This is a genomic window from Microbispora rosea (genome assembly GCF_044460045.1).
Lineage (GTDB): Bacteria > Actinomycetota > Actinomycetes > Streptosporangiales > Streptosporangiaceae > Microbispora > Microbispora rosea.
Genome location: NZ_JBITJO010000009.1, coordinates 86,506 through 106,960 on the forward strand (window position 1 = coordinate 86,506; position 20,455 = coordinate 106,960).

General features: G+C 70.6%; 22 protein-coding genes and 1 pseudogene. 11 read left to right on the forward strand and 12 right to left on the reverse strand.

Translation table 11 applies throughout. From position 1 onward, the window contains the following. Positions 1-67: 67 nt before the first annotated feature. The 3 genes from ACIBK1_RS30990 to ACIBK1_RS31000 all read left to right on the forward strand — a co-directional run bounded on the left by ACIBK1_RS30990 (position 68) and on the right by ACIBK1_RS31000 (position 3,006). Positions 68-1,330 (forward strand): cytochrome P450, encoded by a 1,263-nt coding sequence (locus tag ACIBK1_RS30990; protein WP_396739229.1) that lies wholly within the window; start codon positions 68-70, stop codon positions 1,328-1,330. Next, positions 1,327-2,361, forward strand: coding sequence for a methyltransferase (locus ACIBK1_RS30995; RefSeq protein WP_396739231.1), 1,035 nt, complete (start codon positions 1,327-1,329; stop codon positions 2,359-2,361). Before ACIBK1_RS30990 ends, ACIBK1_RS30995 begins: the two co-directional genes overlap by 4 nt. 138 nt (positions 2,362-2,499) lie before the next feature. After that, a complete protein-coding gene (locus ACIBK1_RS31000) occupies positions 2,500-3,006 on the forward strand; it encodes a hypothetical protein (protein WP_396739233.1) in 507 nt (168 codons plus the stop codon). 174 nt (positions 3,007-3,180) lie between these two features. On the opposite strand, the gene ACIBK1_RS31005 is transcribed toward ACIBK1_RS31000, so the two are convergent. The 4 genes from ACIBK1_RS31005 to ACIBK1_RS31020 form a co-directional block, all read right to left on the reverse strand. Then, the gene (locus ACIBK1_RS31005; RefSeq protein ID WP_396739235.1) at positions 3,181-4,674 is read right to left on the reverse strand and encodes an NAD(P)/FAD-dependent oxidoreductase; all 1,494 of its coding nucleotides are present in this window, start codon (positions 4,672-4,674) and stop codon (positions 3,181-3,183) included. 82 nt (positions 4,675-4,756) lie between these two features. After that, entirely contained in the window at positions 4,757-5,068 is a 312-nt protein-coding gene (locus ACIBK1_RS31010) for a PqqD family protein (RefSeq protein WP_030506646.1), read from the reverse strand. Positions 5,069-5,079: 11 nt separating this feature from the next. Continuing rightward, positions 5,080-6,540: a StsB family radical SAM/SPASM domain sactipeptide maturase gene (gene stsB / locus ACIBK1_RS31015; RefSeq protein WP_030506645.1), complete on the reverse strand. Its 1,461-nt coding sequence runs from the start codon at positions 6,538-6,540 to the stop codon at positions 5,080-5,082. 87 nt (positions 6,541-6,627) lie between these two features. After that, positions 6,628-6,909, reverse strand: coding sequence for a StsA-related sactipeptide RiPP (locus tag ACIBK1_RS31020; protein WP_030506644.1), 282 nt, complete (start codon positions 6,907-6,909; stop codon positions 6,628-6,630). A 239-nt stretch (positions 6,910-7,148) separates the two neighbouring features. Between ACIBK1_RS31020 and ACIBK1_RS31025 the strand changes: the two genes are divergently transcribed. Then, positions 7,149-7,757 carry a ClpP family protease gene (locus ACIBK1_RS31025; protein WP_030506643.1) on the forward strand — a complete coding sequence of 203 codons (609 nt, stop codon included), beginning with the start codon at positions 7,149-7,151 and terminating at the stop codon, positions 7,755-7,757. After that, positions 7,754-8,350 (forward strand): ClpP family protease, encoded by a 597-nt coding sequence (locus tag ACIBK1_RS31030; protein ID WP_030506642.1) that lies wholly within the window; start codon positions 7,754-7,756, stop codon positions 8,348-8,350. Before ACIBK1_RS31025 ends, ACIBK1_RS31030 begins: the two co-directional genes overlap by 4 nt. A 3-nt stretch (positions 8,351-8,353) precedes the next feature. On the opposite strand, the gene ACIBK1_RS31035 is transcribed toward ACIBK1_RS31030, so the two are convergent. From ACIBK1_RS31035 to ACIBK1_RS31045, 3 genes and pseudogenes are all read right to left on the reverse strand, one after another. Then, positions 8,354-8,731: a helix-turn-helix domain-containing protein gene (locus tag ACIBK1_RS31035; protein WP_083744317.1), complete on the reverse strand. Its 378-nt coding sequence runs from the start codon at positions 8,729-8,731 to the stop codon at positions 8,354-8,356. Positions 8,732-8,830: 99 nt separating this feature from the next. Then, entirely contained in the window at positions 8,831-9,568 is a 738-nt protein-coding gene (locus ACIBK1_RS31040; RefSeq protein ID WP_396739237.1) for a helix-turn-helix domain-containing protein, read from the reverse strand. 19 nt (positions 9,569-9,587) lie between these two features. Next, a pseudogene (locus tag ACIBK1_RS31045) lies at positions 9,588-9,724 on the reverse strand (phosphorothioated DNA-binding restriction endonuclease); the annotation flags it as partial. A gap of 115 nt (positions 9,725-9,839) precedes the next feature. On the opposite strand from ACIBK1_RS31045, the gene ACIBK1_RS31050 reads away from it, so the two are divergent. From ACIBK1_RS31050 to ACIBK1_RS31065, 4 genes are all read left to right on the forward strand, one after another. Next, positions 9,840-10,376, forward strand: coding sequence for an RNA 2'-phosphotransferase (locus ACIBK1_RS31050; protein WP_396739239.1), 537 nt, complete (start codon positions 9,840-9,842; stop codon positions 10,374-10,376). 100 nt (positions 10,377-10,476) lie between these two features. Further along, complete coding sequence (locus ACIBK1_RS31055; protein ID WP_396739241.1) at positions 10,477-12,594, forward strand: hypothetical protein; 2,118 nt, start codon at positions 10,477-10,479, stop codon at positions 12,592-12,594. Positions 12,595-12,948: 354 nt separating this feature from the next. Then, on the forward strand, positions 12,949-13,830 hold the full coding sequence (locus tag ACIBK1_RS31060; RefSeq protein WP_396739243.1) for a hypothetical protein: 882 nt from the start codon (positions 12,949-12,951) through the stop codon (positions 13,828-13,830). Between the two features lie 167 nt (positions 13,831-13,997). After that, on the forward strand, positions 13,998-14,402 hold the full coding sequence (locus ACIBK1_RS31065; protein ID WP_396739245.1) for a hypothetical protein: 405 nt from the start codon (positions 13,998-14,000) through the stop codon (positions 14,400-14,402). Positions 14,403-14,504: 102 nt separating this feature from the next. On the opposite strand, the gene ACIBK1_RS31070 is transcribed toward ACIBK1_RS31065, so the two are convergent. The 4 genes from ACIBK1_RS31070 to ACIBK1_RS31085 form a co-directional block, all read right to left on the reverse strand. Next, positions 14,505-15,437 (reverse strand): HNH endonuclease, encoded by a 933-nt coding sequence (locus ACIBK1_RS31070; RefSeq protein WP_396739247.1) that lies wholly within the window; start codon positions 15,435-15,437, stop codon positions 14,505-14,507. Positions 15,438-15,642: 205 nt separating this feature from the next. Next, positions 15,643-17,259 (reverse strand): CocE/NonD family hydrolase, encoded by a 1,617-nt coding sequence (locus ACIBK1_RS31075; protein ID WP_396739249.1) that lies wholly within the window; start codon positions 17,257-17,259, stop codon positions 15,643-15,645. Between the two features lie 9 nt (positions 17,260-17,268). Next, positions 17,269-17,718, reverse strand: coding sequence for a DUF3237 domain-containing protein (locus tag ACIBK1_RS31080; protein ID WP_396739251.1), 450 nt, complete (start codon positions 17,716-17,718; stop codon positions 17,269-17,271). Beyond that, on the reverse strand, positions 17,715-18,896 hold the full coding sequence (locus ACIBK1_RS31085) for a flavin-dependent oxidoreductase (protein WP_396739253.1): 1,182 nt from the start codon (positions 18,894-18,896) through the stop codon (positions 17,715-17,717). Before ACIBK1_RS31085 ends, ACIBK1_RS31080 begins: the two co-directional genes overlap by 4 nt. 83 nt (positions 18,897-18,979) lie before the next feature. Here ACIBK1_RS31085 and ACIBK1_RS31090 point away from each other — a divergent pair, with 83 nt between their 5' ends. Both ACIBK1_RS31090 and ACIBK1_RS31095 read left to right on the forward strand, forming a co-directional pair. Further along, positions 18,980-19,522, forward strand: a complete 543-nt coding sequence (locus tag ACIBK1_RS31090) for a MarR family winged helix-turn-helix transcriptional regulator (RefSeq protein ID WP_396739255.1) — start codon at positions 18,980-18,982, stop codon at positions 19,520-19,522. 117 nt (positions 19,523-19,639) lie between these two features. Continuing rightward, positions 19,640-19,837 (forward strand): hypothetical protein, encoded by a 198-nt coding sequence (locus ACIBK1_RS31095; RefSeq protein WP_030506630.1) that lies wholly within the window; start codon positions 19,640-19,642, stop codon positions 19,835-19,837. 73 nt (positions 19,838-19,910) lie between these two features. Here ACIBK1_RS31095 and ACIBK1_RS31100 read toward each other — a convergent pair whose 3' ends face one another. Beyond that, positions 19,911-20,336 carry a DoxX family membrane protein gene (locus ACIBK1_RS31100; RefSeq protein ID WP_030506629.1) on the reverse strand — a complete coding sequence of 142 codons (426 nt, stop codon included), beginning with the start codon at positions 20,334-20,336 and terminating at the stop codon, positions 19,911-19,913. Positions 20,337-20,455 lie beyond the last annotated feature (119 nt).

Below are 20,455 nucleotides of genomic sequence, written 5' to 3' on the forward strand. Positions count from 1 at the left end.
ACGACCGGGGGGACGACCGGCGGACGGCGTGCCCAGAACCGCCGGCGCGCTCCGTGAGGGGAGGGTCATGACCGCGATCACGCTTGAGCAGCCGTTCGACCCGGCGGCCGCGCGGCATCGTCCGAACCCCCACCCGCTGTTCCATCGCATGCGCAGGCACGCGCCGGTCTACCGGTACGTGAGCCCGGCGAGCGGCCGGGTGCTGTGGTATCTGACGCGGTACGCCGACGTGCAGCGCGTCCTGCTGGACCCGGACGTCGGGCGTCAGCTCGACCGGCTGCCCCCCGATCTCGCCGCGCCGCACCGCCGGGCGGAGAGCCGCGACCCGCTGGCCATGCTGCGGCGCAACGTGTTCCATCTCGACCCGCCCGACCACACGCGCATCCGCCGGCTGATGGCGCCCGCCTTCGGCGTCCGTACGGTGGCCGTGCTGGAGCGGCACGTCAACCGGGTCGCGGGCGAGCTGGTGGACGGCATGGCGGCAGCCGGAGGCGAGGCCGACCTGATCCGGGACCTGGCGCTGCCGCTGCCGATCCTGGTCGTCGCCGAGCTGCTCGGCCTGCCCTTCGAGGACCGCGCCCGGCTGCGGGGGTGGAGCGACGAGATCGTGGGCAGCGGGGACCCGTTCCGGGTGCGCCGCGCCGGCATGGAGTTCATGGCGTACGCCAACGAGAGGATCGAAGAGCGGCGGGCGCACCCGGGGGAGGACCTGCTGTCCCGGCTCGCCGAGGCGGAGCGGGCGGGCGGGATCAGCCGCATCGAACTGGTCTCCAGCGTGTTCCAGCTGCTGCTCGCCGGGGACGAGACGACGGTCAACCTGATCGGGAACGGCGTGCTGGAGCTGCTGCGGCACCCTCGCCAGCTGGAGCGGCTGCGCGCGTGCCCGAAGCTGATCGGCTCGATGGTCGAGGAGGCGCTGCGGTACAACGGCCCCGTCGGGCACTCCCGGCCGCTGTACGCGCTCGCCGACGTCGAGATCGGCGGCGCCGTGATCCCGCGCGGGGACATCGTGGTGCCGGTGCTGCTGGCGGCCAACCGCGATCCCGCGGCTTTTCCCCGGCCGGACCTCTTCGACATCGGCCGCAGCCCGAACCGTCACCTGGGCTTCGGTCACGGTGCCCACTTCTGCCTCGGCGCGGCGCTGGCGCGGCTGCAGGCCGCGGCGGCCATCGGCGCGCTGGTGCGCCGCTTTCCCGGGATCGACCTGGCGGTCGATCCCGCCGACCTGGAGTGGACGCCCGACCTGTTCCTGCACGGCGTACGCCGCCTGCCCCTGCGGCTGCGCGCTCGCGAGACCACCTGTCGGACGCCGAAAGGAGCCGGCCCATGAGCGACCGACCGCGAGGCCTCGCAGGGTACGCCACCCTGTCCCGGAAGGCGTTCGGCTACCAGTCCTCGCAGATCCTCTACGCCGCCGTACGGCTCGGCGTGCCGGACCTGCTGGCCGAGGGGCCCGCGCCGGTGACGCTGCTCGCGGAGTCGACCGGGTCCGACCCGCACGCGCTGGGCCGGTTGCTGCGCGCACTGGCGGTGCTGGGCGTGGTGGAGGAGGGGGAGCCCGGGTGGTTCGGGCTGACCGAGCAGGGGCAGCCGCTGCGCGCGGACCATCCGTGGTCGATGCGCTCCAGCCTCCTGCTGCTCGGCGACCCGGACACCTGGCGGGCATGGGGGGCGCTGACCGACAGCGTGCGGACCGGTGAGGCGGCGTGGGACCACGCGCACGGCAGGCCGCTGTTCGACCACCTCGCCCGCCACCCGGAGCTGTCGGCGGTGTTCAACAGGGCGATGCACGAGGGCACCGAGCGGATCGCGCCCGCGCTCCCCAGGGCGTACGACTTCGGCCGCGCCCACACCGTGGTGGACATCGGCGGCGGGAACGGCGCGCTGCTCGCCGCGGTGCTGGCCGCGACCCCGGGCCTCAAGGGAGTCCTGTTCGACACCGCTGACGGGGTCGCGGGCGCCGCCGAGGAGCTCCGGCGGGCGGGGCTGTCCGACCGGTGCTCCATCGAGGCCGGCGACTTCTTCGAGGCCGTGCCCGAGGGCGACGTGATGCTGGTCAAGGGCGTCCTGCACGACTGGGACGACCGGCGCTGCATCGCCATCCTGCGCAGTTGCCGCAGGTCGATCGCGGCGGACGGCAGGCTGCTCGTGCTGGAGCCGGTGATGCCGTCCGGCCTCGGCACGCCGGAGGCGGCGGGAGCCGTCATGAGCGACATCGCCATGCTCGTCTACACCGGCGGAAGGGAACGCGGCGTGACCGAGTTCCGGGACCTGCTCGCCGCGGCGGGCTTCGACCTGACCAGGGTCACACCGCCGCTGGGGGGATCGGAGATCAGGGCCCTCGTCGCGAAACCTGCCTGAGCGCTCCCCAGAGACCGCGCAGGTGGCTGCGGGCGTGTGATTTCGGCGGGCGCCTGCTCTCGGCGGACCGGATTTCCCGCGGGCTATCGCCGCCGCATGCCGTGCGGCATGCCCCGAAAGAGGAATATGCTCCCGATCGTGCGTCGAATCATCGTGCGTCGAATCGCGGTAACGGCAGTGGCCGCACTGATGGCAGCCGGCTGCACATTTGCGCCGGAGCCGTCAAAACCACCTTCTGCGGTCGCGTTCACGCCGGAGATGGCGGAGTCGGTCCTCGCGGAAGTCGTCGCTGGAGTCGGCAAGAACGGCGTCGCCGATTTCTGCTCTAAATTCGCGCGCAGCACAGGGACATGTGAGACTCTTCTGAAGGACGCCTTGGGGCGGTGTCTGCTGCCTGGAGACAAGCCCATCGTGAAGCAATCGGTGCATCTCCCGGCCACGGACACGTACGAAGAGACGTGGCAGTTGGTGGTTCAGGGGAGAACACTCGATGGCCAGAAGTATGTTTCGGATTTTCCGATCGTCCTATCGGCGGGTGTGCCCAAGGCTGTACTAGGGGTGTACTGGACGGGTCAGGGTTACGGCAGGAATATGGACGACCCCCCGAAGTACACGGTCCCCCCGCAGAACGCCTGCCCTCGGTAACAGCGTCACGCCGGCTTGATGCCTCTGACGCGAATTGGAAAACGTTGATCGGGCGATTCAGGGGGCGTGGTTGCCGGCGTGTCCGCGAGTAAGACGCCACGCCATTCCGGAGATCGCCGCCAAACGGCACACGGCTTCGGCGGCGGGGTGGCGATCACAGTTGGGTGCGGGGGTTCACCGGGTGGCGGCGGTGAGGCGGGTGCGCCGCCATGCGGCCAGGGCCGGGTACTGCCCGATCGCCTCCTCGTCGGTGAGCAGGGGCTCCGGCCGCCCGGTCAGCACCCGGGCGATCTCCGACCTGTCCGTCGCGGTGCCGGCGGAGATCAACGTCTGGACACCGAAGAACTCGGCGGCGAGTCGCGGGCTGCTCAGCTTCGCCTGGGCCAGGCGGGTGCGGATCTCCCGTTCGAACGCGTTGGGCTCCCGCCGTGGCGCGCCGTCGCGGCCAGCCTGCTCCGCGACGCGGTCCCCGGCCTGCTCCGCGACGCGGTCCCCGGCCCGCTCTTCGACGCGGCTCCCAGCCCGTCGCCCGGCCTGCTGCCCAGCCCGCTGGGTGTCCTGCTCGACTGCCATGCGCCAGGACCGCTCCGCCTCCTCCGCGAGGGCGGCCTGGAGCCCCGCGAACAGGGACGGCCCGATTCCGTGCCGCGCCAGCTCCTCGCGCAGCCTGAGTGCGCCGAGCGCGGCGACCGACATCCCGTGCGAGTGGATCGGGTTCACCGCGACGGCGGCGTCGCCCACGACCGCGAAACCGGCGGGCAGGCGCGCCCGCTCGAAGAACCGCCTCCTGTTGACGGTGTCGCGATACGGCCGGACGACGCCGAGGGGGGTGGCCTCCGCCATGAGGTCCGCCACGATCGGGTGGCGCAGCGAGCGCGCGAAGGCCGCGTAGCCCTGCTCGTCCGTCGGCGGCTCGCCGCCACGGGTGCCGGTCAGCGTGACGATCCATCGGCCGTCCTCGACGGGGAACAGCGTCGCCCCCCGAGCCGGCCGCCCCTTCTCTGTGCCGGGGTGCAGCATCATCGCCGGGATCGTGGTGGCCAGGTCGACGGGCGCCCGGTAGAGGCGCGTCGCGTAGGCCAGCCCCGTGGCGACCGACACCTCCTCGATGTCCGCGGCACCGATCTCGGCGAGCCATCGAGGCGACTGCGACCGGCGTCCCGTCGCGTCGACGACGAGGTCCGCGCGTACGGTCTCGGGCGGGGAGCCCTGCCTGCTGACCGAGACGCCGGTGACCCGGACCTCGTCTCCGGTGAGCCCGAGCGCCCGAGTGTCCTCCCAGACCTCGACGTCGCCGCCGCCGAGCGCACGCCGCCGCACCACCTGGTCCAGCAGCCCGCGGGTGCAGGAGATCAGGTGGGCGCCGGTGTGGAGGCGGCGGAACCAGCCGTCGGCGGAGTAGATGAGGGCGTCGCCGGGAAGATCCCGCAGATGAGCGCCGTCCGCGAGGAGGGCGTCGACCGTTCCGGGCAGCAACGCGTCCAGCGCCCGCGCGCCGCCGGCCACGAGCACGTGACTGTGGTGCGACTGCGGCAGCCCCCGCCGGGGGCGCGGACCGGACGGATAGCGGTCGCCTTCGACCAGGACCACCTCGTCCGCGTGCCCGGCGAGCACGGTGGCGGCGAGCACGCCCGCGAGGCCACCGCCGAGGACGACCGCCCTGGTCATCGGACGAGGCCAGGCGGGCGCGCGCCCGGCGCACACGGCAGGGGCGGACACGGCATCGGCGGACACGGGGCCGGCGGGCGCGTCACGACAGCGATTCCTCCTTGACCGCGGGCTGCTCGGCCGGGACCTCCTCGATGAAGCCCTGCTCGATCATGGTGCCGATGAACTCCTCGACGTCGGCGACGATGCGCCTGCTCATCGCGGAGTTGCTGCCGGCGAACTCGCGGGACAGCTTGAACATGACCGGCTCCCGCTCGCCGTCGCTCGCCACCAGCTTCCATATCCGGGAGCCGGTGTCGTTCAGGCTGTGGAAGTCGCCCGTCTCGGTGTGGTAGAGCGAGACACCCTCCCCGGTCTCCTGCCAGATCACGGCCTCGCTGATCCGCAGTGACACACTGACCTCCTCTATACCGGCGTGATGGGAAGCAACTCGCCGACCCTGACGGTGCCGCGCGAGGGGGGAACGTAGGTCGTCCAGTCGTCGAAGACGGGATGGACGTCGCCGCTGACGACCAGTCGGGGTGTCGTCATCTCGCGGTCGTCGGCGGCGAGCTCCGACGGGGTGACACCGGCCTCCAGCCACAGCTGTGTGGCGATGCCGTGCCGCAGGATCCGGCACTGGTGACGGCTGTTGCGCCGCAGGTCCCTCGACTCGGCCATGTGCGCGGCCCGGCATCCGCCGCCGCAGGACGCCTTGATGTAGCACTTCGCGCAGTCGGCGTGGTAGTCGCCGCCGAGCACGGTGCTGGTGCGCATCTGGCGCAGGAGCGGCCCGGCGAAGATCTCCGACAGCGGCTGCCGCCGTACGTTGCCCGCGTGGTGCGCCCGCCCGGTGACGAGCTTGCAGGGATACACGTCGCCCAGCGAGTTGACGTAGATCTCGTTGCCGCCCATCCCGCAGTTCGCCTTCACCGAGCACGGCGTGATCGGCCTCGGGCCGTCCGGCAGCAGCTTGCCCGCGGCCGGAGACGTCCAGGTGATCCGCTGGATCCGCATGTGGTCTTCCCAGCCGAAGTCGTACTCGTCCGTCTCGCCCCGGCCCAGGTCGTTGTGGTACATCAGCCGGATGCTGTGGACCTCGAGGCCCTCGGCGAACTTCGCGAAGTCCTCCAGCTCGTCCACGTTGTCCGAGGTGACGATGTGGTTGATCCGCGGCACCACACCGGCGTCGTTGAGCAGCCGCAGGGCGCGGTAGGTGCGGGCGAAGGAGCCGGCGCCGCGGGTGCGGTCGTGGGTCTCGGCCGTGCCGCCGTCGACGCTCACCGTGACCATGCCGAACAGCTCGGCGAACCGCTTGGCCTGCTCGGGCTTTCTGATCATCGTGGCGTTGGTGACGATGTTCGACGTGAGCCCGCTGTCGTTGGCGTGCTCCACGATCCGGAACAGGTCCTTGCGGAGCATGGGCTCGCCGCCGGTGAAGATCATCGTCTTCGCCCCGATGGCGGCGACCTGAGAGACCAGGTCGAGCGACTCGGCGGTGGTGAGCTCCCCGGGAAGGCACTTCTCGGAGGAGGCGTAGCAGTACGGGCAGCGGAGGTTGCATCCGTCGGTGATCGCGTAATACACCTGGCGGAGCGCCGGCTCCCTGATGCTGAGCTTCGGACGGTTCCCGTTGTAGTAGACGATGCAGTTCAGGATGAGCCTGGCGAGGATCCGATCGGTCTCGTCGGTCTCGTCGAGGGGGGCCGGCTCCCCGTCCGCCCGGGGACGGGCCAGGGCCGCCAGGACGGCGAACTCGCGCGCGTCGAGGACGTACCGGCCGCCCACCTGCGGGTTGAGGACCAGGTACTTCCCGTCGTGCACGAAGTAGGTCAGGTCTGCCGGTACGTCGATCAACGAGCGGTTCCGGGCCAGTTTCCCAGGCATCATTCCCCTTTACGCTCTCAGCCGCAGGTGCGGCCCCAGACTCTGTGGGCGACGCGCGGCCGGAGCCGCACCCGCGAACCGTTCTGACTACTCCGCTCCGGACCCGGAGCCCGACCAGGCCCCGCACAGGCACTTGCCCTCGACCGGCGCCACATAGGTGTGGGCCTCGACCTCGGGCCGCGACCACTCGCCACCGGCGCCGGCGTGCGCCAGCACACCGGGGAGCGCGGTGGGGAGCTTGTCCTTGAGCGAGATGAGCAGGGCGACTTCCTCGCGAGTCAAGGTGGCGAACGCCTCCTCGACTTCGGCGGCCAGCGGGCTGTTCAGGATGCCGGCTTCACGCAGAGCTTCCCTCGGATCGAAGGCCATGCCTTCACCTCTCTGTCTGACGGGAATGCGGTGTATGTCGAGTATGTGCTGGTGAGAAGTGGGTGAGACAACCCCACAAACGTGGGCTAGCGGCGATCGGCGCGGTCGTCGGGCGGCCTGACGCGGCGTCCGGCGCCGGGAGGGCGCCCGCGCCCGCGGCCGGGCGGAGCGGGGCGAACCGGTCTGCCCTCAGCAGACATATCGACAGGTCGCGGGGGTGCGGCGGATACAACTGCGCCATGAGTGTTTCACCGAGCACGAGTTACCGGGATCGGCTGAACGAGAAGCTGTTCCAGCAACGGACCCTGCTGCTGACAGGAGAGGTCGACGACGAGATGGCCGAGCGGGCATGCGCCGAGATGGTGTTGCTCGCCTCGGCGGACCCCGAACGTGACATCGTCCTGTACATCAATTCGCCGGGAGGGTCGGTGCTGGCCGGGCTGGCGATCTACGACACGATGAAGCTGGTGCCCAACGACGTGGTCACCGTCGCCCTGGGGATGGCGGCGAGCATGGGCCAGGTGCTGCTGGCCTCCGGCACGCACGGCAAGCGGGTCAGTCTCGCGCACAGCCGGATCATGATGCACCAGCCGTCGGCCGGCATCGGCGGCACGGCGATCGACATCTCCATCCAGGCCGAGAACCTCAAGTACATGAAGCGGCAGTCCGAGGAGATCCTCGCCGCGGAGACGGGACGCACGATCGAGGAGATCGCCGCCGACAGCGACCGGGACCGCTGGTTCACCCCGGAGCAGGCCCGCGACTACGGGATCATCGACACGATCGTCGACTCCTTCCCCACCATCGCGCCGTACGCCGTTCCCAACCGGATGGGGTTCTCGTCATGAGCCAGTACACGATCCCGTACGTGGTCGAGAAGACCCCGGTGGGGGAGCGGTCGTTCGACATCTTCAGCCGGCTGCTCAACGAGCGGATCATCTTCCTCGGCACGGAGATCGACGACGGTGTCGCCAACGTCGTGATGGCACAGCTGCTGCACCTGGAGGCGGAGAGCCCGGACCAGGAGATCAACCTGTACATCAACTCCCCGGGCGGCTCGTCGACCGCGATGCTCGCGATCTACGACACCATGCAGTTCATCCGCGCGAAGGTCGCGACGTACTGCATGGGCCAGGCGGCCTCCGCCGCCGCGGTGCTGTTCGCCGCCGGCGCCCCCGGACGGCGGTTCATGCTCGGCCACTCCCGCGTGTTGCTGCACCAGCCGTCCACGCAGGGGCAGGGCACCATCTCCGACCTGACGCTGCAGGCGGCCGAGGTGATGCGTGTGCGCGCGCAGACCGAGGAAATCCTCAGCCGCCACACCGGGGTGGACGTCGCCCGGCTGCGCGAGGACACCGACCGGGACCGCGTCTTCAGCGCTCGCGAGGCCGTCGAGTACGGCCTGGCCGACGAGCTGATCAACACCCGCGAGCCGTCGTAGCGCTCACGCCGCCAGCAGCTGCGCCTGTGGCGTACCCGACGGCCGGCCGGTCGCGATCCGCCGCGACGCCGTGATCCGCCGGACGGCACGGGTGAGCAGGTGCTCGATCGGCAAGCCGAGCGCGTCGCACACCGAATGCAGCATCTCCGAGGACGGCTCTTTCCGGCCGCGCTCGACCTCCGACAGATACTGCTTCGACATGCCCACCGCACGCGCCACGTCATCGAGTGTGCGGTCCTGGTCCAGCCGCTCGTCGCGGAGGATCTCTCCGTACACCGTGCGCAGCAACGGGTCCGAGCCGTCGGGGATCGCCGGGCCGCGCTCCTCGGCGGCCCGGCGCGTCCGGATGTCGATGACCACTGGTCGGCCCGAGACTGCCATGCCTGGCAGTCTGGCACGCCCGGCCCTGCGGCGGACCGTCTGTTCGCGCACAGATGAGCGAACCGGTCCGGCATGGCCGGCCCCTCATGCGCTCCGGCGTCAGGGGGTGAGCCGGTGGCCGCCCAGGGAGATCTGCGACTCCGGCATCGGGGCGAAGAAGTCGAAGTTGGGCGGCGGGCCGACCCTCCGCTCCAGCGTCTTCACCACGTGCCTGACGTCGTCGTTCGGGCCCGCGAGGTAGAGGGGCTTGCCGTCCCTGCCGAACGTGATGGCCGACTTCTCCTCCCACGCGCCGAGATGCCCGGCCGTCCCGGCGAAGTCCGCCGCCGGCTCGAAGCCGAGATCGCGGGCGTAGTCGACCGCGCCGAAGACGAGGTGCCGCGCCAGGTCGAGCGGAGCCTCCCGCCAGCCGCGCGGGTAGATCCTGAAATACCTGGGCAGGAAGCGGTGCAGCTCCACCTCGCTCATCACGTCGGGGCCGAGGGCGTGCTTGATGCCGAGGCAGTAGACGTCGACGAGATAGGCGCAGACCGACAGCTTGTCCCAGCCGTGCTTGCGCGCCACCACGACGCTCACCGTGCCCGCGGTCTCCTGGCCATCCGGGGCGTCGTCCGCCCAGCCGGTCGTGTCCGGGACGGCCAGTCCCTCGCTCCAGCCCGCGTTGATCCAGCACCCCGCGAGTTCGGGTTCGGCGGCCTGCCCGCCCGTCTGCTCGGCCACCGCCCTGATGTACGGCGCGACCGCGGCCGGCGCCATGCCCAGAGCCCGGGCGATCTGCTTGGGGGAGTTGCCCTGTCCGCGAAGCTCGCGGACCTTCTCCAGGATCGAGCTGTCCATAAGGTCCGAAGCCTATCGGCTATCCCTGACGCGCCGGGTCCGGAAGACCTGGCGGCTGTGCCATTCGATGTGGCTCGTGCCGACGGGGTCGAGACCGGTCTGGGGATCGCGTACGGGCGTGCCCGCCAGGGCGAGGACCATCCGCTCGGCCATCGGACGGCACGACCGGCTCGGCGGGAGCGATCTGCTCGTTCGGATCGAGCTGGACCCAGTCCATGACCGGCACCATAGGGTGATCTCGACGGCGAGGCGCCGGGGACTGGAGGAAGGTGTGGACGAACAGCGGCTGGTGCGGGTCTCGAAGTACCTCGCCAAGCATCTGCGCCACCAGCCCGAGCGCATCGGCATCGAACTCGACGCGCACGGCTGGGTGGACATCGACGCGCTGCTGACGGCGGCGGCCTCGCACGGGTTCCCGGTCTCGCGCGCCGAGCTGGAGCAGGTGGTCGCCGGCAACGACAAGCGGCGATACGTGATCGAGGGCGATCGCATCCGGGCCAGTCAGGGACACTCGGTGCCCGTCGACCTCGACCTGCCGGTGGTCGCGCCGCCCCCGATCCTCTACCACGGTACGGTCGCCCGGAACGCGGAGGCGATCCGCGCGGAGGGGCTGCGGCCGATGGCACGCCATCACGTCCACCTGTCGCCGGACCGGGAGACCGCCACCCGGGTCGGCGCACGCAGAGGAAAGCCGGTCGTGCTCGTGGTCGACGCGGGTGCGATGCATGCGGCGGGGCATCGTTTCCGGGTGAGCGCCAACGGCGTCTGGCTGGTGGACCACGTCCCGCCCGGCTTCATCGAATGGTGACGGAGCAGCAGACGGAGGCCGCGCTGCCGTCGGGAAGTCATCGGCATGCGCTGCTTATTTCAGTGGCGAACAGCACATATCCGCCCTATATCGTGCGTGCGTGGAAGCTCTGATCATTGCTCGGCGTCTCCGCGTTCCCGTCGAGGGCGCGGGGGACGAGACCTCCGGCTGGGGTCAGGTGGCCGCCCGCCAGCTCGACGCGGCGCTGCTCAGCGTCGGGTTCACCTGCTCGCCGGCGCTGCTCGACCGCCTGGCCAGGTTGCCCGGCGAGCAGGTGATCGACCTCGGCGTGCGCGTCCTGGCCGCGGTCCGCCGCCTGGTCGGCGACCACGTCGAACACAACGCCTACTTCGTCGACTTCCCGAGAAACGTCCCGGACACCCTGGAGTTCTGGGCGGGGCTGCTGCGCGAGGCCATGCTCGACCCGGTCGCCGCAGCCCGGGTCCGGCCGGGCATCCTCAACCTGCTGGACCTGCCGCGGTACGGCAGCTACCAGCACACCTACGCCGACCTGCTGGCGGCGCACGCCGAGCTGGTCTCCCTGGCCGAGGACCGGGTGACGGTGCTGGAGCTGGGCGGAAGCCTGCGGGACGAAGCGCGAGACCTCTACCTCTCGCTGGCCGAGTCCGAGGTCCCGCTCGCCGCCGAAGACCTGGCCGCTCTGCGCGCGCTGGCCGCCTTCTGCGCCGACCTGCACGCCGACGACCAGCCCGAACGCGTTCCGGTGCGCGAGAACCGGGCCGTCATCAACGAAGCACGGCTGGCCGCCGGGCGGCCGCTGCTCGTCGACACCGTGACGGACGTGCTTCGGCTGGCCGCGCTCTGCTCCGGCGGCGACGTCACCTTGACCACCCCCACCCGCCTGCGCTCCTTCCGCCGTGCCGAACGCCGCATCCTGCTGGCCGCCCTGGACGCCGTTCCGGCCGCCAAGCACGGGGACGTGCTCCGCCACCGGGAGCAGTGGAAGCGGCTCGGCGAGCGGCTGCACCCCCACGAGCACCCGCGGTTCCCCCGGGCGGCCCAGGTCTTCGACGTGGCCAGGGGAGTGCGCAAGGCGGCGAGCTTCGGCAGCCGGGTCGAGACCGCGCTGGCCGCGGGCCGTACCGGAGAGGCCGTGTCGCTGCTGGAGCACACGCCCGGCGCACTGCTGCGCCGCCTCGACCACCTGTTGCGTGCGGGTGGCGGCTCCGCCGTGCTGGAGGCGGCGGAGCGGGCCGCCGCCCAGGCCTCCGGCCGCGTGCTGCTGTCCCTGCGCGAGCACCTGCAGAACCGGCTCGCTCCCGTGGACCGGGTCTTCACCAACCGGCACGGCAGAGCGTGGACGACATCCGACACCCGGGCCCCGCTCGACGAGGAGGCCCTCAACCGGATGCTCGCCATCCTGGATGAGGAGATCGGCCGCCGCCTGCCCGACCCGGGCGAGTTGATCGTCGATCCCGCCGTACTCGACGTGGCGCTGCCCCTGTCGGGCAAGGCCGTCGTGCCCGGGCTCGGGATGCTACCCCGCGGGTCGTTGTCGCCCGTGGAGGGTGAGCTGCTGCGATTCTTCGTCCACTGGCGGCAGCGCGAGCGGCGCACCGACTACGACCTGTCCGCGCTGATGCTCGACTCCACCTATGACAACCCGACCCACATCTCGTGGACGTCCTACGCCAACGACTTCGCGACCTACTCGGGCGACCTCACCGAGGCCCCCGACGGCGCGTCGGAGTTCGTCGACGTACGTCTCGCCGGGGCGACCAAGCCGATCATCATCCCGCAGGTCCACATCTACGCGGGGGAGCCGTTCGACGAGGCCGCCGAGGCGTTTTTCGGCTACATGACCAGGGACGCCGCCCAGGAGGGCAGGCCGTTCGAACCGCGCACCGTGCGGATGAAGTCCGACCTGCGTGGATCCGGCCGCATCGCGCTGCCGCTCGTCTTCCTGCGTGGGGACGACGATGCCTGGCGGGTGAAGTGGCTGCACCTCTACCTGTCGGGCCGTCCGTCGTTCAACCAGGTGGAGGGCAACCGGATCACCGCGTCGCTGCTCGTACGCTCGATCGTGGAGCGGCACTACCTCAGCGTCGGTTACCTGGTCGGCCTGCTCCGCGCCAGGTCCTCCGCGTCCTCAACGGGCGGGCAGGTCACGTACATCGGGCTCGAGGCCCCCGCCGATCTCCCCGAAGGGGCGCGGATCTACACGTCGGCCACGCTGCACGAGTTGATCCCGGCCTGATATCGTCCAGACCGCAAGGCCATGGGAGGGCTTCCTTCTCACTCTTTGGATCCGGTCTGCCCGTACGGGCGCCGGGCTGGTTCTAGCTCTCCCGCCTTCCTTGCGCCCCGGCGGGTGAGGCCATTCGGTGGCTTCCTTCTCAATCCTGGTTCGATTCCAGGTAGGCCCGTATGGGCCTACTGGCGATAGTAGCTTCCGAGCCCTCCTCACCCGTCCGGCCGGCGAACGGTCCCTGTGGTAGACAAGCGACAGGCCCGCTCCCGTCTCGCAGCCGGCAAGGACGAAGAGTAACGAGACAATCACAGATTGTTATAGTGACCTCATCGTCGATCTCGGCGTGGATACGTTCACGCAGTGGCACTAGCCGAACACGAAGCCCTCGTCCGCCTGTTCTGCGAACGACCCGACCTCGCCGCCGACCTGCTGACTCGATCTCTCAGAGTCCAGCTGCCCGACTACGACTACGCGGGCCTCGAATCGGCCGATCTCACCGAGGTCACACCCACCGAACGTCGTGCCGACTCGGTCATTGTGTTCCGCCGTAAACGGCCGGAGGCCGACCCCCAGCCCGTTCTCGCTGTCATCGTCGAGGTCCAGCGTCGCCAGGACCCCGGCAAGATGTGGTCCTGGCCGATGTACCTCGTCAGCCTGCGCACCCGCCTCGAATGCCCGGTCATTCTGCTGGTCGTGTGTCCCGAGGCGTCGGTCGCCCGCTGGTGCGCCCGTCCGATCGAACTGGGTCATCCTGGCCTGGTGCTGAAACCGCTGGTCGCCGGCCCAAACGAGGTACCCGTCATCACCGACCCCGGGCAGGCGGCCGAGGACATCGAGCTCGCGGTGCTCTCGGCGATTCACCACGCCGCCACGCCGGAGGGCCCCGAGATCCTCAACGCCCTGTTCGCCGCGCTGCACAATCTCGACCGAGACCTGGGGGGTATGTACGCTGACATGGTTCGTGCGGCGCTGCCTCGAGAGGTCTGGGATCACTTGGAGGAGCACTTGAAGACCGAGAGCTACGAGTACCTCAGCGACTGGGCCCGCGAGAACCTTGCCAAGGGCAAGGCGGAGGGACAGTCCGAGGCAATCCTGACGGTTCTGTCGGCCCGGGGCATCGAGGTGTCCGAGGACCTCTCCGAAAAGATCCGGAAATGTCACGACCTCGACCGGCTGGACGCCTGGCTCCGGGCCGCCGCCACAGTCGACTCCTCTGACGCGTTGCTCGATGACATCTCCTGACACCGTCCCGTGACGTGGCCCCCCACTGTGGGGGCGTCACGGAATGCCGCCGGGCTGCTCATCGAGCCCGCAGGCGAAAGGCTCCGCTATGGATGTCGTCCCCTGGCGGTTCGCACCCACGGCCCTCGCGTGAGCCTGCCTTCATTGCATGCGCGCGGAGGAAGCCCATGATCGCGCACTTCCGCTCGTACGCGCAGCACCGGGGCCAGCCGGCGTGGTCGCCTTGCCCGAAGGACATGGTGCGTGCGGCGCTGCCCGGAAAGATCTGGGACCACTTGGAGAAGCATGTGAACACCGAGACCTACGAGTACCTCAGCGACTGGGCCCGCGAGAACATCGCCAAGGGCAGAGCCGAGGGCAGAGCCGAGGGCAGAGCCGAGGCACAGGCAGAAGGCAAGGCCGAGGCCATGGCAGAGGCCGTCGTGATAATCCTGGACGCCCGGAACATCCAGGTGCCCGACGAGTTGAAGGACAAGATCCTCGTGTGCCGTGACTTCGATCGGCTGAACGCTTGGATCGCGGCAGCCGCCACGATCGAGTCCTCGGACGCGCTCCTCGACGAGGAGCTCTGACGCTGATCACCGGTGACAGGGCTGCCGGAAGGCTCTGCGATGTACGTCGTCCCACGGCGGTTCGCATTCACGGCCTTCACCTGTGCGCCGTGCCTTCCTGGCCTACGCGCGGAGGAAGACCTCGTCGAGATGCCATTCGAGGGCCTCGCGGTTCGGCCGGTCGCGAGGGCAGTTGGGGACGGTTATCTCCTGTCCGGCCCGCCGGTAGAACTCCTCGCCGTTGCCGAACTCCTCGCGCAGGCGCGGGCTGACCAGTAATCGGTGCCTGGGGTCGACCGCCAGATAGCCGCGGTCGAAGAGCGTGTGCACGTCCGAGCGGAGCAGGAGCCCGTTGTCCAGCCGGTGCTCGCCTCCCGCGGTGACCGGACGGATGTGCGCCGCCTGCAAGACCGGCCTGATCCGATCGCCGGTGATCGCGCACCTCCGCTCGTACGCGTGCAGCACCACGGCCTGGAACGCCCGCTGGCCGAGCCTGCGCGGCGTCAGCCGAGGGTCGCCGAAGACGGGCCCATGGCGGTGCCACGGCTCGGACAGGTCGACGTGTTCACCGATCCCGGCCCGCTTCAGCAGGTCGTAGAAGTAGCCGGCGGCTGGGTGCGCGGCCAGGTCGTAGCTCTTGCCCTGGACGATGTTCGACGCGAATTCGGGCGGCGGGCCGGCGACGCGGTCCCCGGGATAGAAGAAGACGTCGCGGATGATGACGCAGCCGATGACCGGGTCCTCGCCCGGTTCCATCGGCCGGCTGCGGTACCGCCCGACCTGCTGATGGAGCTCGACCAGGTTCGCGGCGCCGTTGCCCTCACCGAAGAACTCCCAGGCCTCGGAGACGCGGAGGGGTGCGAACCCGCTGAAGAAGCCCCCGCCGACGACGCGGTTGTGCGGGTAGTGGGTCTTGAAGAAGAACGGCTCGCCATGGTCGATCGCGCGGAACTCCCGGCCGCTGGAGGGCCGCCAGAAGTTGACCTCGCTCAGGTCCGGACGTCCGGCCAGAAAGCGGTACCAGCTGTCGTCGGTCACCCCGACGTACGCCTTCACAAAAGGTCATTGTGCACGTACGTGATCAACTTTGCCAGAGCGCAGCTGAAGCGTGATCGGGAACCGTGACCAGCAGGGTGGCTCCCTGCGCCGTACGGTTCATCGGCGCGGTCGTGTTCTTCGTGATGGTCCTGTGGCGGCGTCGTTCGAAGGACAGGCACCCTCCCGTGGGATACGTCCACGGAAGCGGCGGAGTCGCTGATCGCTACCGGACGACTGACGACCGGCGTTGGCGGGGGACGATCGGCAGGGTGATGGACGAGTCGGGGAAGACCTTCTGGTGCTGGACGACCAGGTCCGCCTCGGTCGCTCCGCTCCGGCCGGTGCCGGGGTTGCGGTCGAAACGGGGGAAGTTGGAGCTGGAGATCTGCACCCGGACGCGGTGACCGGCCTTGAAGACCTGGCTGGTGGCGACCAGGTCGATGGTGAAGATCCCTGACGGCTCGGTGACGCGGACGATGCCGTCGATCACGCTCATCGCCCGGCCGTCGGGATACACGTCGACGAGTTTCGCCGTCCAGTCCGTCGAGGCCGCCGAGGTCTCCGCGTGCAGGGTCACCGACACCGGGCCGGTGACCTCGACGTCGGAGGCGAGCACCTCGGTCGAGTAGCAGAGCACGTCAGGCCGCCGCTCCAGGTCGCGCTGGTCCTGCGGGCCGACATTGGTGGGGTCGGGCAGCAGGGTCGGGCCGCCGACGGTCGGGACCGGGTCGCGCGGGTCGAAGGTGAAGGTGGCCGGCTCGTACGCCGTGGGCGGCCTGGGCGACAGCAGGCCGTCCGAATGCAAGTAGTAGGAAGTCTCGACGGCGCGGTCCAGCGGCCAGGCCTCCTCGTCCCGCCAGACGTCGTCGCCCATGACGAAGATCTTCACGGCGGGGCCGGTGTCCTCGCCTCGCAGGAACGCGAGCTCCCGTTGCTCCAGCCCGATCGCCTGCCCCGAGGCGGCGGCCCCGAAGAACAGCCGTCCGGTGCCTGCGGCGCCCGGCGCGAGGTGCGACCAGGGGCCGATGACCAGAGGACCGCCGAGGCGGCGGTGGTTCTCCAGCGTCCCGGCGAGGAACAGGTCGAACCAGCCCGCCACGTGCATGACCGGCACCTCGATCCGGTCGTGGCGCAGGGTCTCCGCCAGTTCCTCCCAGTAGGCGTCGCGTTCGGCGTGCGAGGTCCAGTCGCGCCACCACGGGATGCCGGGGATGTCGCCGACCGGCAGGGTGCGCGCCACGGCGTCCTGGTCGCCCATGACGGGAAGAATCGCGGCGAAGCCGGCGCCGACGTCCTCGCCCGCCTGGGCGGCGTGCAGCAGGCCGAGCATCGTCTGAAAGGCACCCCAGTTGAGGGCCGAGCCCAGCGCGAAGGCCCCGCCGTGATACTTGAGGCCGTCGTGGAAGTCGTGCGGCGTCATCGAGGCGACGACGGCCTTGAGCCCCGGCGGGCGGGTCGCCGCCGCCTGGAGCGCGCATCCGGCGAGGTAGGACATGCCGCTCATGACGACCTCGCCGTTCGACCAGGGTTGCGCGGTGATCCAGGTGATCGTGTCGTGGCCGTCGGCGCCCTCGTCCGCCCACGGCCGGAACTCGCCGTCGCTGCTCCCGCGTCCCCGGCAGTGCTGCAGCACCACCGCGAACCCGGCGCGCAGCGCGGGCGTCACCGGGGCCGTCCGCAACGAGTCCTCGCCGTACGGCGTGCGCATGAGCAGCGCGGGGAACGGGCCGCCGTCGGCCGGCCGCTGGACGGAGCCGCGCAGGAGCGTGCCGTCCCGCATCGGCATCGGCACGTCGTGCTCGACGGCGACCGGAAGCGGGGAGCGGTCGAGCTTCGGCATGCGGGCTCCTCAGGTCAGGGCATAGGCGTCGTAGTGCACCGCGGCGGCCACGCGGGCGGCCGAGGCCACGGCGAGGGTGCGGTTGAGCCACAGATATCGATCGTCGCCGGTCTCGAAGCGGCAGAACAGCCGGAAGTAGTACTCCGACGGGTCCACGTGCTCACCCCGCCCGAGGCGGCCGAGCACCTCGGGGGAGCCGTGCCTGACTCCGCTGGTGGTGATGTAGACGTGCGCGCCGTCGTGGGTGCGCAGCGTGTAACGCGTGTCGACGCTGATCATGCCGTCGGCGTGGACGACCTGCCAGTCGGCCCCGCCGGGCAGCACGGCGCCCGACAGGCGAGGACCGTCGAACGTGCCGCCGACGATGTTGACCACACGGCGGTGGCCCCACTGCGAGTCGCCGAGGTCGAGCACGGGGTCGAGATCCACGTGGAAGGTGGCGAGCGGTTCAAGGTTCACGAGACGGCACTCCGATCGACGCTCCACGAGGGGCGTTCGCTGAGCGAGGCCGGGTCGAACCCGGCGGTCCGCTTGTAGGAGGCGGCGATCTCCGCCCGCTCCTCGTGGGGGATGACCCGCTCGATGTCGTCGAACCCTTCGGGCGCGCGCTCGTGGGCGAGCTTCATGACGACCTCCGGGCCCATCTCCCGGTTGGACAGCTGCAGCGCCGCCGTGGCCGGCCGGCGCATCTCCTCGTACGCCGCCAGATCGCCCTGGGCGAGGGCGTACGCCAGCACCCGGGCGTCGATGATCGCCTGGGAGGCGCCGTTGGAGCCGATCGGATACATGGCGTGCGCCGCGTCGCCGAGGAGCGTGATGCCGTCGAAAGTCCACTGGGGCAGGGGGTCGCGGTCGACCATCGGGTACTCGTACGCGGTCTCGGCCCCGGCGATGATCCCGGGCACGTCGAGCCAGTCGAAGCGCCAGCCGGCGAAGTGCCTGCCGATCTCGGCCAGGTCGGCCGGGCGGTTCCAGTTCCCCCGGTCCGGGGCCTCGCCGTCCAGCGGCCGCTCCGCGATCCAGTTGATCAGCGTGTGTTCGCCGGTCTCGATCGGGTAGGCGACGAACTTCTGCGTGCCGTCACCAGCCATGATCATGGATCGGCCGGTGAGGAACGGCTCGCCGTAGGTGACGCCCCGCCACAGGACCAGGCCGTTCCACGGCGGCGGGCCCTCTCCGGGGTAGAGATGGGCGCGCACGGCCGAGTGGATCCCGTCCGCGCCGATGAGCAGGTCCTCGTCGCCGGGACCGGTGATCCTGTTTCCGCTCCGTACGGAGTCCGGGCCCAGCCGCTCGATCACCGCCTTCAGCAGGAGCATCTGGAGCGTCCCACGATGGACGGAGTACTGCGGCCAGGCGTAGCCGGCGGCGACTCCCCGGGGTTCGGACCAGATCGGCGCGCCGTAGCGGTTGAAGTAGGCCAGTTCCGCCGTGGCCACGCCGATCTCCGCCAGCCGGTCGGCCAGCCCCAGCTCGGTCAGCTCCCGTACGGCGTGGGGGAGGAGGTTGATCCCGACGCCCAGCGGCCGGATCTCGGGGGCGGCCTCGTGCACGGTCACGTCCTCGAACCCGGCCGCGTGCAGGCTGAGCGCGGCGGTCAGCCCGCCGATGCCCGCTCCGGCGATGACGATGCGCACGAGGGCCTCCGGGGAAATGAGGAGAAGTTGTTATGGCCGTAACAATATTCACGGCACTCCTGCGGCTACGCAAGACTTGACCGATGGACAGCGAGCCCGGCATCCGGCCGGATCCCGGCGGGGACACGCCACCGGACCTGCGGTACGCCGCCTACGCGCGCGAGCGACTGGCGGCGATGTCGCCTCCGGCCGACGCGGAGGCGTTCGCGCTGGCCTATCACCTGCTCCAGCTCGCCTACGTGCTGGTCACCGACCTGGAGACCCGCATCCACCGCCCGCGCGGCCTGACGCTGCCCGGTTTCCGGCTGATGTTCAAGCTCTGGCTGCTCGGCCCCACCCAGCCCGTACGGCTCGCCGAGATCTCCGCCATGTCGAGGTCCGCGGTGACCAACGCCGTCAACACCCTCGAACGCGGCGGCCTGGTCGAACGGCGACCGGTGCCCGAGGACGGCCGCGCGGTGGTCGTCGCGCTGACCGAGGCGGGCGAGGCGGCCGTGCGTGAGGCGTTCGCCGAGCAGACCCGCAGGGAGCGGGAGTGGTTCGCCTGCCTCGGCCCCGTCGAGCGCGAGCAGATGACCGCCCTGCTGGCCCGCATCCTCCGTGCCCGCCCGGCGGATCTTCTGTAGCGGGGACGAACATCGGCAGGGACAAACCGGGGCAGCTGCCCAGAAGCTACGCGTACAGTTCTCGCAGGCGTCCCCGGGGGGGCGGGACGCGCCCGCTTCACCGTGAGGACCGCACCCGTGGCCGTTTCCGAGCAGTTCCCGCCGTTCGCGGCACCGGACGCCGACGCCGCAGCCGAGGACGAGCCCGGTGCGGAGCCGGACCCGTTCCCCGGCGACACGCACTGGTACGACCTGCCGGACGACGACGCCGCGCCGGAGGAGGACGAACCCCTCACATTGGGACGTCGTCTGCGGCGCGCGCTGGGAGGGCGCTGACGCGCTTTCCCGCAGATGGCGCTGACGCGCCTTCCCGCAGGTGGCGCTGACGCGCCTCCCGCAGGCGGCAGGGTCAGCCGTCGCGCCGCCGGGTCGCGGCGTCGGCGAGCAGGCCGAGCCCGACGCCCAGCATCCACACGTCCTTGCTGATGCCGGTGCCCGCCGGGGACGGCCAGACGCTGCCGGGCTTGCGCAGCGCGGGCGTACGCAGGTAGAGCGCGACCAGGCTGCCGGAGAATCCGGTGAGCGCGGCTCCGGCGACCGCTGCCGGCACGAACGGCGTCAGGAGCGCCACGCCCGTCGCGATCTCGGTCGCGGACAGCAGCTTGAGGAACCGGCGCGGCGGGACGGACTTGAGGAACGGGAAGGCGGCGGCGGCCGTGCCGTGGAGGCCGGCGGCCTGCTCGTCGCCGCCGTTCCACTTCTCCAGGCCGGAGTGCAGGATGTACGCACCGGTGGCCACCCGCCCCGGCACCTCCCGGGCCCTCAGGAACTTCATGGGCGACTCCTGTCCGTTCTGGCCTATGCCGTCCGCCCTGCGACGATACTCGCCCGGCGGACGGAACCGGCGTCCGGGGCCGTCGGAGGAGGCGGAGGCGGCGGCGCGAGACGGCGTCG

Excerpts from the sequence above, each read along its gene's own strand:
- ACIBK1_RS30990 (WP_396739229.1), top strand. The coding sequence starts at position 68 with ATGACCGCGATCACGCTTGAGCAGCCGTTCGACCCGGCGGCCGCGCGG.
- ACIBK1_RS30995 (WP_396739231.1), top strand. The coding sequence starts at position 1,327 with ATGAGCGACCGACCGCGAGGCCTCGCAGGGTACGCCACCCTGTCCCGG.
- ACIBK1_RS31005 (WP_396739235.1), bottom strand. The coding sequence starts at position 4,674 with ATGACCAGGGCGGTCGTCCTCGGCGGTGGCCTCGCGGGCGTGCTCGCC.
- stsB (WP_030506645.1), bottom strand. The coding sequence starts at position 6,540 with ATGCCTGGGAAACTGGCCCGGAACCGCTCGTTGATCGACGTACCGGCA.
- ACIBK1_RS31020 (WP_030506644.1), bottom strand. The coding sequence starts at position 6,909 with ATGGCCTTCGATCCGAGGGAAGCTCTGCGTGAAGCCGGCATCCTGAAC.
- ACIBK1_RS31025 (WP_030506643.1), top strand. The coding sequence starts at position 7,149 with ATGAGTGTTTCACCGAGCACGAGTTACCGGGATCGGCTGAACGAGAAG.
- ACIBK1_RS31030 (WP_030506642.1), top strand. The coding sequence starts at position 7,754 with ATGAGCCAGTACACGATCCCGTACGTGGTCGAGAAGACCCCGGTGGGG.
- ACIBK1_RS31035 (WP_083744317.1), bottom strand. The coding sequence starts at position 8,731 with ATGGCAGTCTCGGGCCGACCAGTGGTCATCGACATCCGGACGCGCCGG.
- ACIBK1_RS31040 (WP_396739237.1), bottom strand. The coding sequence starts at position 9,568 with ATGGACAGCTCGATCCTGGAGAAGGTCCGCGAGCTTCGCGGACAGGGC.
- ACIBK1_RS31065 (WP_396739245.1), top strand. The coding sequence starts at position 13,998 with ATGATCGCGCACTTCCGCTCGTACGCGCAGCACCGGGGCCAGCCGGCG.
- ACIBK1_RS31075 (WP_396739249.1), bottom strand. The coding sequence starts at position 17,259 with ATGCCGAAGCTCGACCGCTCCCCGCTTCCGGTCGCCGTCGAGCACGAC.
- ACIBK1_RS31090 (WP_396739255.1), top strand. The coding sequence starts at position 18,980 with ATGGACAGCGAGCCCGGCATCCGGCCGGATCCCGGCGGGGACACGCCA.
- ACIBK1_RS31100 (WP_030506629.1), bottom strand. The coding sequence starts at position 20,336 with ATGAAGTTCCTGAGGGCCCGGGAGGTGCCGGGGCGGGTGGCCACCGGT.